Raw genomic sequence first — 9,302 nt, 5'->3', positions numbered from 1 at the left:
GGTGGCAATATGACGCCAGGTGAGTTTACTGGATTGGTTACGGCAATGATTGCAATTTTCCCGCCACTTAAACGCCTAACAAATGTTCATGCAAAATTACAAAAAGGTGTGGCCGCTGCGCAATCTATTTTTGCATTACTAGATTGTGGTGATTAATGATAATGGTAAATTACGGCGGTTTGCAATTCGATGAGGTACAAATTATGGGCTTTTAGGGAGCAGGGAGCAGGGAGCAGGGAGTAGGGAAGAGGGAAGAGGGAAGAGGGAAGAGGGAAGAGTGAAGAGGGAAGAGTTAAAAAATCCCGTGTACCTGATAGTTATGAAAAACGCTGTATCAAGGATTTAGCTATTAGATTTAGCTATTAGCATTCAGCTTGCCCGCTTCGCCGATGGTAAGCTAATCGGCATTTAACTTTATAACTGTTAATAATTATTTGGCTTGTTTTATTGGATAGTTTAGTTAACTTTTTCTCGAACAACCCGAATTCCCTCCCAAGCTGGCATTCGACCAGTTCGTCGCTCATCCATTAATAAAAATAATGTGTAAATTGGAGCAATTTTATCCCTATTACTGGCATATTTACGGCTGAATTCTTGACAATTTTGAACCGTCAAATGAACAGGTTTTAGGATTTCAGGATTGGTAGCAACTTTTTTATAAATATCAGCTCGCACACTCCAGGCAATAAATACTAACAGCACATAGAAGCGAAGTAATTTAAGATCTGGGTTTTCGTATCGCTCAAGGTTGAAGTTGAGGTAGGGATTGAGGTTGATATATTGACCTAGGTTGAGGTCTTTGTATAGGTCTTGGTATGGCTCAAGGTTTTGGTAAAGGTATCGATCGAGGTCGAGGTTTTGTTCAAGCTCTTGGTAAAGATTTCGGTATTGGTAGAGGTTAAGCTCTAAATATCGATAGAGTTGGATATCTAGGTATCGGAACAGTTCTAGTTCCCCCTCCAAGTTTAGGTTTAAATCTAGAGCTATATCTAGTTGAACAACATTAGCTAATTGTTTTTGCCAATTTTTCCACTTAGCTGCTTTTATGCCCACAATCAGGTTGTGTTCTTTTTCCTGGCACCAGCAGCCTACTGGCTGTTCAATCGCTTGGTACTCCTGTGCTTCATCGGAAGTGGGCAATCTGTACCTGAATCCTGGTGTTGAGTAGTTTTGAGTCAACCATTTACAAAATGCTTCGGCATCACTAGCTCCAATTCCAGTAATTGGCTGATTTCCCTCTAACGCTATAAACCGTTTGCTTTCCCAATGATCTGGCTGATGATACTCACCTGCTGCTAGGGTTTCATCCAAAAATAATTGATACTCAGCACAGGTAATATAACTCAATCCAATTTCGATTCTGTCATCAATCCGGAATAGTTGATTCAACCGCCTAGATAACTTAACCTCTGCAGCTAACTGAGCAATTTCTGGATTAGGGGATGCTAAATCGGCTGCTAGGACTTGTTCAAGTTGTTGCTCTAGCTTAGGCTTAACGGTCAACCCTTGGGCTAGGCAATCATAAGCAAGAGCTAAAGACTCTTCTGTAGCCTTTTCCAAGGCTGCACTAATCAAGTTAGTGCCATCAGCATCCGACGCCCAGAAGCGGATAGTTTCAGTCCACCAGGGATTATCCACGTTTTTAGTCAAGATCTGCTCTTGGTTCAGTTCCTTTACCTGAGCAGCGGCTAAATAGTCCTGAAAACTCTGGTGAGCAAACTCGTAAATCCCTAGCCTCCTTTCCACTAATAACCCAGTAGCTGTCTCTATATGCTTAAGAAATTCCTTTGGTTTTAGCGGACTCCCTGCCACTGATGCTAGGTGCTCTTGACTATCAGATGGGGTGAATTCACAAGTTTCCTGTTCCATCAACCCTAGTGCTAGTCTTTGTAACACTGATTGTTTTTGGACAGTTGTTAGCGGTCTAGGGATATTCTGAGCTGATGACACCTCCAGCAATACATGGCAAATTTTGCTGTAAAGTTCTCCCCGACGCTCTGGTAATAAGATGCTACCGCAAGCGTGAAGGGTAGCTATCATAGTTAGCAGCAGTGGGTTGCTTGCCATTGAAGCTATCGAGGGATTATTTCTAATCCGCTCTACTAAATCCTCAACTTGCTTCTGAGCTGATAATTGTTTTCCTCGACTACTAATCTTAGTTTGTGGATACCAGCCCTGAATAAATTGCTGAATTTGGTTGAAATTGAATGGTTGTACTTCTAAAACTGTTTCGATCTGCGACCCGAGTATACTACGATAGCCCTGGTGACGATATGTCAGGATAAAAGCAGTTTGGGGATAGGTTTGCATCTGCTGGTTAACCCATTGACTCACCTGCTGACGCTGATCCGGATCAGCTACTTCATCCAACCCATCCAACATCACTAAGCATTTGCCATTTTCTAACTGATCCTGAAACCAATTAGCAGGAGGTTTCTCCAAGCCTGCGGATTGACCCAATCCTGGTAATGACCCTTCCTCAACTTGTTTCGTAACTAGCTGTGCCAATAATGGTGTTTGCTCACTAGTAATGCGATCGCAACTATTCCGCAAATCTACCAGTATAGGAATTAGTTTTGGCGCTTTATACTGGCGGTGAGCATTGTTGGCATAGGTCAGGGTCAAATGCTGCAACGTAGTGGTTTTTCCTGACCCTGGGGGGGCAATGATTGCCAAATGTCGATAGGCTGCTCTTTTAGGTATTTTGGCGATAAAATCCCAAATTTCCTGACTGATCTGAGATCCTGGAATTTTTGTAGCGAATCTTAGGGGGACAAATACCTGCTCGAATGAGAGCCTTGATAGCCTTGTGTTTAACACTACCGTCTTCAAGTCACGAAAACCGTAGACTAAGCTTTGGTAATACTTGTCTTGAAACTGTGAGGTTGATTTTCCGTCGTGAAACTGTGAGGTGAATTTTCCCCACAACCCCATGACCAAGTTTTCTTCTGGTTCCAAAGCTTTCTCATTTGACTTGTTTTGGAATGATGGCTTGTCCGACATGTTTTCTGGCATAGTGATGCTACTGCTACAAAGCCCCTTGCTTTCGAGTGTAAGCGAGTCTAATACTAAGTTGCCGCTTAAAGATGTAATTTACTGGTAAGACTATCCTTGAATTTGACTTTTAACCGTCAACTGTCAACCCTCAATCCTCTTGGGCAAAAAACCGTTGCAATAGTGACCTAGTAACAACCCAACTTGCTGTAAACACGCTTACTCGATGACACTGCTGATCAATTCTAAATTTTTATAAACAATGCTATATTTTAAATATATATTTTTAACTATTAGTAATCTAATTGAGTTTTTAGCATTTTATCACTCTCATTCTTTGTCTGTCATTTGTGATATCTTCGTTCGTGTCGTATTACTTTGTAAAAATGTTAGAATAGATAGTCAATGAATGTAGCGATTAAGCGAGTCCTATCACCCCTAAAACCTTACCTACGCTGGGCAATCTTAGGTGGGACATTATTCTTTTTAGCAAAAGCCTTGAAAGACAACTGGCAAGAAGTGCTAGCGATTCGGATCAGCACTTCTGGATGGACTTGTTTAGCGATCGCTGTTGGCGTGACATTGGTAGCCCACACCTGGACTGGCTGGGTTTGGCATTGGATACTCCGGGAATTCGACCAACAACCAGGGCTTGGATGGTGTATCCGGATCTATCTGAAAGTTAACATTGCCAAATACTTACCAGGTAACGTTTGGCACTTCTATGGTCGGATCTGGGCAGCGAAAACAGCAGGAGTTCCATTGGGAGTAGCTACTCTGAGCGTGTTAATGGAACCTCCCATGATGGCAGTAGGTGCTTTATTGCTGGCTTTGATCAGCTCTCCTTTGGCCAGCCGGATCATTCAACTCCCAATTCTGTTTGCTGTGCTGATACTGATTCATCCTTGGTGTTTAAACCCATGCCTACAGTATTTAGCTAAATTAACAGGCAAGAAGAAAAGCATTGAATCAGATGAAGATCAGATTATCCGGGTCAAGCGCTACCCAATCCTACCATTGTTGGGGGAATTGGGCTTTTTGGGATTGCGAGGTTCAGGGTTTTTGCTTACCCTGTTAGCCTTAAGCCCAATCACTCCCAGCCAACTCCCCCTGTTGCTTAGTGGATTTAGTGTAGCTTGGCTGTTGGGCTTAATTGTCCCAGGGGCACCAGGGGGAGTTGGGGTATTTGAAGCCACTGCGGTGGGTTTACTAGAGCATGACTTTGCTCCGGCAGTGGTGCTGAGTTCGGTTGCCTTGTATCGTTTGATCAGTATTCTATCAGAAGTTAGCGGTGCGGCACTGGCATGGTTAAATGAACCTCCAAGCGATCGCTCTTCTAATCAAGATGAAGAATGAAGTCTTGATACTTCATTCTTGATACTTCATTCTTCATCGTGATAGGTAGAAGCGACATACAACTCTTTTAACTGTTTATCATCCACAGCACCTGGAGCATCGGTTAGCAAAGAACGTGCTTGTTGGGTTTTCGGGAAAGCAATCACATCGCGAATAGATTCTTCCCCAGCTAATAGCATTACTAGCCGATCCAAACCATAAGCAATCCCACCGTGAGGAGGGGCACCATAGTCAAAGGCTTCCAGCAGAAACCCAAACTTACTGTTAGCTTCTTCTTCAGACAAGCCAATAGCTTCAAAAACCTGTTGCTGAATCTCTGGCTGGTATATCCGGAGACTACCACCACCGATTTCTACCCCGTTCCATACTAAGTCATAGGCTTGAGCCCGAGCCGTTTTCACATCATCTAAATCATCAGGATGGGGAGCTGTAAATGGGTGGTGCAGTGCTTCTAAACGCTTTTCATCCGCATTCCACTCAAACATGGGGAAGTCTGTTACCCAGAGTAAGTTAATCTTTGTTGAATCAATTAATCCCAATTCTTGACCAATCACAAGTCGTAAGCGGTCGAGGGTTTTATTAACGATGTCAGCTGAACCAGCACCAAACAACAGCAAATGACCAGCAGTAGCACCAGTTACTTCTAATAACTGCTGTTTTTGGCTATCACTTAGGTTATCCTTAATCGCCCCGATAGTATCAATTTCACCTCCTTCTCGCACCCGGATGTAAGCTATCCCCTTAGCACCAGCTTCGCTTGCTTCTTTGAATAAGTCACCGCCTGGTTTAATCCGGACATTCGATATAGCTTCATTACCACCAGGAATAGGTAGAACTTTGACTACACCCCCACTCTTTACTGCACCGGAAAAGACTTTGAAGCCAGAATCTTTCATCAAATCAGAGACATTGACTAGTTCTAAGCCAAAGCGAGTATCGGGTTTATCACTTCCGTAGCGTTCCATGGCTTGAGCGTAAGTGAGGCGGGGGAATGGTCTGGGGATATCAATACCTTTGACTGTTTTAAAAATGTGACATACTAATGTCTCATTAAGCTGGAGAATTTCCTCTTGGGACATAAACGACATTTCCATGTCCAACTGGGTAAACTCTGGCTGTCGGTCAGCTCTGAGGTCTTCATCCCTGAAACATCGGGCAATCTGGTAGTATCGATCCAGACCCGATACCATCAACAGCTGCTTAAACAATTGGGGGGATTGGGGCAGAGCGTACCACTGACCCGGATTAACACGGGAGGGGACAAGATAGTCTCTAGCACCTTCGGGAGTGGAACGAGTTAGCACTGGGGTTTCCACTTCGATGAAGCCTTGTTCATCTTCCAGGTAACGGCGAATTCCTCTAATCACCTGATGGCGCAGTTGCAGGTTTTTGCTCATGCGATCGCGTCTTAAGTCCAAGTAGCGATACTTCAGGCGCAAGTCTTCTCGCACTGACTCAGTATCAGCACTGGACACCTGAAATGGTAACTGCTTACGGACTTTATTGAGCAGTTCAATGTAGAGAGCGTAAATTTCTACCTCGCCAGTAGGCAATTTCGGATTAAGGGACTCGTCAGGACGCTTAGTAACTCGTCCAGTAACGTTTACTACATATTCATTGCGCAGGTGATCGGCATCGTTATAGGAATCAGGGGTACGCTCAGGGTCACTAACAATTTGGACAACACCACGAATATCCCGTAGGTCCAAGAAGATGACACCTCCATGGTCACGACGTTTCGAGACCCAGCCACAGAGGGTAACAGTTTCACCAATGTGCTGGTTTCGGAGTTCACCACAATAATGAGTTCGCATAGTTTTTGTCTATAATACTATTTCAATTAATTTACTTATCAAGCTAAACCCTGGTGCGTTATGGTCTTAGATTCTCAGCCTCACGGATGATATGTGCTGTTTTACCAGCACTTGACTAGGATTCAAATCCCCCGCCAATAAGCCGACCCAGGCAATTTCAGGCACCACAAAGTCTGCATTATAGCTCATTTGACCCGAGTCTAGGCCATAGTCTGACACTAGGCTTCCTGATATGGGAGAAAAGGTTTCATAGGTCTTGTGTACCTTTGGGCTATAGTTCCTGAGATGCGAACCCAAGCCAGATCTCCGACCATTCTACTGCAACGACCGAGTATGGTAACTAGACCTTGATAATTGGCTAGACTTTCCCTATCACTCTATTTTCGACAAACTCAATTGAGCAGTAAAGTTTTGATGAGGAATGGATAACCATGACCATTAATACCGCCAAGCTGGAGACCATTATCCAAAATTTTGTTACCAGCACCAGTGAGGTTCAAGGAGCTGCTTTAGTTTCTCCTGATGGACTGCCTATAGCATCCAGTTTACCGAGCGAGATGGATGAAGAACGAGTATCAGCCATGTCAGCTGCTATGTTATCCCTAGGTGAACGGATTGGCTCGGAATTGTCCAGAGGTATTCTAGACCGCATTTTCGTAGAAGGTAATAAAGGTTATGGTATACTAACCAACTGTGGGGAGTATGCTGTTCTATTAGTCTTAGCCACCAAGGCAGCTAAACAGGGGGTGCTGATGCTGGAAATCAAGCGGGTGATTCCAGAGTTGAAGGTAGCTTTAGAGCCTCACCAGAGCATTCCAGGAATTTATGAAACAAAACTCTAGCTAAAGTGCCACAGCAACGAGATGAAAGGTTGCCACTGCTTAGAGTAGGGTGGGTGAATTTTATCTTGACAGCTAGTTCAAGATAATGTATTACCTAGGATTTTTGGTAAAAATGGTGGCTGTGATTTGAATAATTTAACAAATCCTTTTGATTTTAGGTAACTCAAGATACCTATGGTGTTAACTGCAAGTCGCTATACTGGGAAAACTATATAAGCCCCAGGTTTGAGTTAAGCCTATTGCCAATGTCAGATTGCCAATGTCAGAAACCCTCCTGACCCTCTCCTCTGTGATGCTTATATCTTAATTTTACGCATCAGTCATAAGATAGAATTTTTTTACTTTACACTTAGGGAATTACTAACCCAATGGTTAGAATTGTATTGTCAAATAATTAAAATTTAATAACTTTAATATAAAATCCGAAAAAATCGATCAAAAAAAATAGATTATTCATTATGTCTTGTGACTATCAATAAACTTAAGCCTAGTAATAGGTGACTTTCTTTCTTATTGGCAAGTAATGGCTATCACGAGTTCTTTAGCGGAATTTTCCCTCCCAGAATTGTTTCAGTTCCTCGATCAAGGAAACAAAACTGGATTACTAACCCTCCGATTCAAGCTAAGTAGGCATAGTCAAGAAATAAAAGCTCGACATATTCTACTGCGCCAAGGTCGGATCTTGGCAGTTAGCCATCGTCTGGATAACCAATGCCTGCTGAAAATGATGTGTCAGCGGGGTTGGCTGAGCCCTGAGGTAATCAATGAACAGGTAAACCGATGTCCGGCCAATAAACCTATTGGTCTGTACTTGAAGACTAAGGGATTTCTGCATCCAGAGCAGTTGAGACTACTATTTCATGCCCAGGTGCTACGCTCAGTTTGTGGCTTATTCAGGCTCAAAGATGCTAAATTTAGGTTTGACTCTAAGGCAACCTTGCCCACGATAGAAATGACGGGTTTAAGCATCTCAGCTACCAAAGCTACTCTAATTGGTCTGCGAGCTCTACCAGATTGGACTGGATTAGCAGACAAGCTACCTGAGACAACCTCAGCACTATCTAGGGCGATGGTCGGTCATCGGCAGTTAGGGCTAGACCCTATGGAAGCTGCAGTTTGGAAATTAGCCAATGGGTCAATTCCCCTGACTGATATTGCTACTCGGTTGGGCAAGTCTCTGGAAACGGTTCAACAGATATCCTTCCGGCTGATTAGCGTGGGTTTAGTCGCAGAAGTGCCTATGCTGACTTCATATCAACAGAACTATTGGCAATCACAGGAATTAGAGCCAGTCGCGGTTGGGGCAAATCGAACTGAGGAGGACAATCCTCAAGAGCTGAGCAATCGCTTTGTGCAACACTTACTTGGTTTCTTAAGGAGGTAATTAAGGATTAATAACAGCTAGGTACTTTTTGGACTTAATGGTAGTTTTTATGCAATCAGAGCATAATAATCCTAATCCTATGGTTGACAATAGTGTTGTAGTGTTTCCGATTCTACTTCAGAACGGCTAACAGCAAATAAGCGTGGAAATTATGCGTCTAGTTGTAACCGGTGCCGTGGGTGCTGGAAAATCCTCTTTCATTCGCTCGGTTAGCGAAATTGATGTAGTGGATACAGATTGCCTAGCAACGGACGTGACAACTAAAATTAAGCAAAAAACTACAGTAGCGATGGACTTTGGGCGTTTGCAATTTGCTCAAGATATGGCGCTACATTTATATGGTACTCCAGGACAGTCTCGCTTTGATTTCATGTGGGACATCCTGATTCGGAAAGCCCATGCTTACATACTCCTTGTTGATGCCCATCGTCCCAATCAGTTTAGCGCTTCCCGTCGCCTACTCAGTTTTATGGGACAGCGTGTGAAAATTCCCCTAGTGATTGGTCTAACCCATGTCGATTGTGAAGGAGCTTGGTCCCAAGAGGATGTAGCGATCGCGTTGGGCTTTGTGGATGAAAGCAATCGACCCCCGATGGTCAGCCTCAATGCCAATCAACGAGATTCTGTGATTCAAGCATTAATAGTGCTAGTACAATATATCATTAAATGCGACATCTCCCACACTCCCCCTAATCGCTAGAGTGTGGGCTGATCGCCGTAAAATCTAAATTTAGGATCTAGCGATAGTGACAGCTCCTACACTGACTCTGCTCTTACAGAGCCGCTCCGCGAACGAGTTCAGTGTAGGCAACAAGCGCCAATCCGGGCATCCCTTAGGAGGCGCTGGGCTTTAAGAACGGACTGCCCTCTCTTGATGCAATAGCGAGTGGGGGAAACCCCCAAGACCGCGCT

At 43.8% G+C, this 9,302-nt stretch carries 6 protein-coding genes; 4 read left to right on the top strand and 2 right to left on the bottom strand.

Annotation, left to right across the window (positions count from 1 at the left end; translation table 11 throughout):
- Positions 1–456 precede the first annotated feature (456 nt).
- Positions 457–3,015, bottom strand: coding sequence for an NACHT domain-containing protein (locus F6J99_RS35940; protein WP_293120374.1), 2,559 nt, complete (start codon positions 3,013–3,015; stop codon positions 457–459).
- Positions 3,016–3,399: 384 nt separating this feature from the next.
- Between F6J99_RS35940 and F6J99_RS35935 the strand changes: the two genes are divergently transcribed.
- Entirely contained in the window at positions 3,400–4,350 is a 951-nt protein-coding gene (locus tag F6J99_RS35935; RefSeq protein ID WP_070390990.1) for a YbhN family protein, read from the top strand.
- Between the two features lie 26 nt (positions 4,351–4,376).
- On the opposite strand, the gene aspS is transcribed toward F6J99_RS35935, so the two are convergent.
- Positions 4,377–6,164 carry an aspartate--tRNA ligase gene (gene aspS / locus F6J99_RS35930; RefSeq protein WP_293120372.1) on the bottom strand — a complete coding sequence of 596 codons (1,788 nt, stop codon included), beginning with the start codon at positions 6,162–6,164 and terminating at the stop codon, positions 4,377–4,379.
- A gap of 431 nt (positions 6,165–6,595) precedes the next feature.
- On the opposite strand from aspS, the gene F6J99_RS35925 reads away from it, so the two are divergent.
- The 3 genes from F6J99_RS35925 to F6J99_RS35915 all read left to right on the top strand — a co-directional run bounded on the left by F6J99_RS35925 (position 6,596) and on the right by F6J99_RS35915 (position 9,090).
- Positions 6,596–7,006, top strand: a complete 411-nt coding sequence (locus F6J99_RS35925) for a roadblock/LC7 domain-containing protein (protein ID WP_293120371.1) — start codon at positions 6,596–6,598, stop codon at positions 7,004–7,006.
- A gap of 523 nt (positions 7,007–7,529) precedes the next feature.
- The gene (locus F6J99_RS35920; RefSeq protein ID WP_070390987.1) at positions 7,530–8,390 is read left to right on the top strand and encodes a DUF4388 domain-containing protein; all 861 of its coding nucleotides are present in this window, start codon (positions 7,530–7,532) and stop codon (positions 8,388–8,390) included.
- A 151-nt stretch (positions 8,391–8,541) separates the two neighbouring features.
- Positions 8,542–9,090 (top strand): ATP/GTP-binding protein, encoded by a 549-nt coding sequence (locus F6J99_RS35915; protein ID WP_293120368.1) that lies wholly within the window; start codon positions 8,542–8,544, stop codon positions 9,088–9,090.
- Positions 9,091–9,302: the final 212 nt, after the last annotated feature.

The organism is Moorena sp. SIO4G3, assembly GCF_010692305.1.
GTDB lineage: Bacteria > Cyanobacteriota > Cyanobacteriia > Cyanobacteriales > Coleofasciculaceae > Moorena > Moorena producens_A.
This window is presented reverse-complemented; position numbering and strand designations above follow the sequence as displayed.

Coding starts and splice junctions, on each gene's coding strand:
- F6J99_RS35920 (WP_070390987.1), top strand. CDS start 7,530: ATGGCTATCACGAGTTCTTTAGCGGAATTTTCCCTCCCAGAATTGTTT.
- F6J99_RS35935 (WP_070390990.1), top strand. CDS start 3,400: ATGAATGTAGCGATTAAGCGAGTCCTATCACCCCTAAAACCTTACCTA.
- F6J99_RS35915 (WP_293120368.1), top strand. CDS start 8,542: ATGCGTCTAGTTGTAACCGGTGCCGTGGGTGCTGGAAAATCCTCTTTC.
- aspS (WP_293120372.1), bottom strand. CDS start 6,164: ATGCGAACTCATTATTGTGGTGAACTCCGAAACCAGCACATTGGTGAA.
- F6J99_RS35940 (WP_293120374.1), bottom strand. CDS start 3,015: ATGCCAGAAAACATGTCGGACAAGCCATCATTCCAAAACAAGTCAAAT.
- F6J99_RS35925 (WP_293120371.1), top strand. CDS start 6,596: ATGACCATTAATACCGCCAAGCTGGAGACCATTATCCAAAATTTTGTT.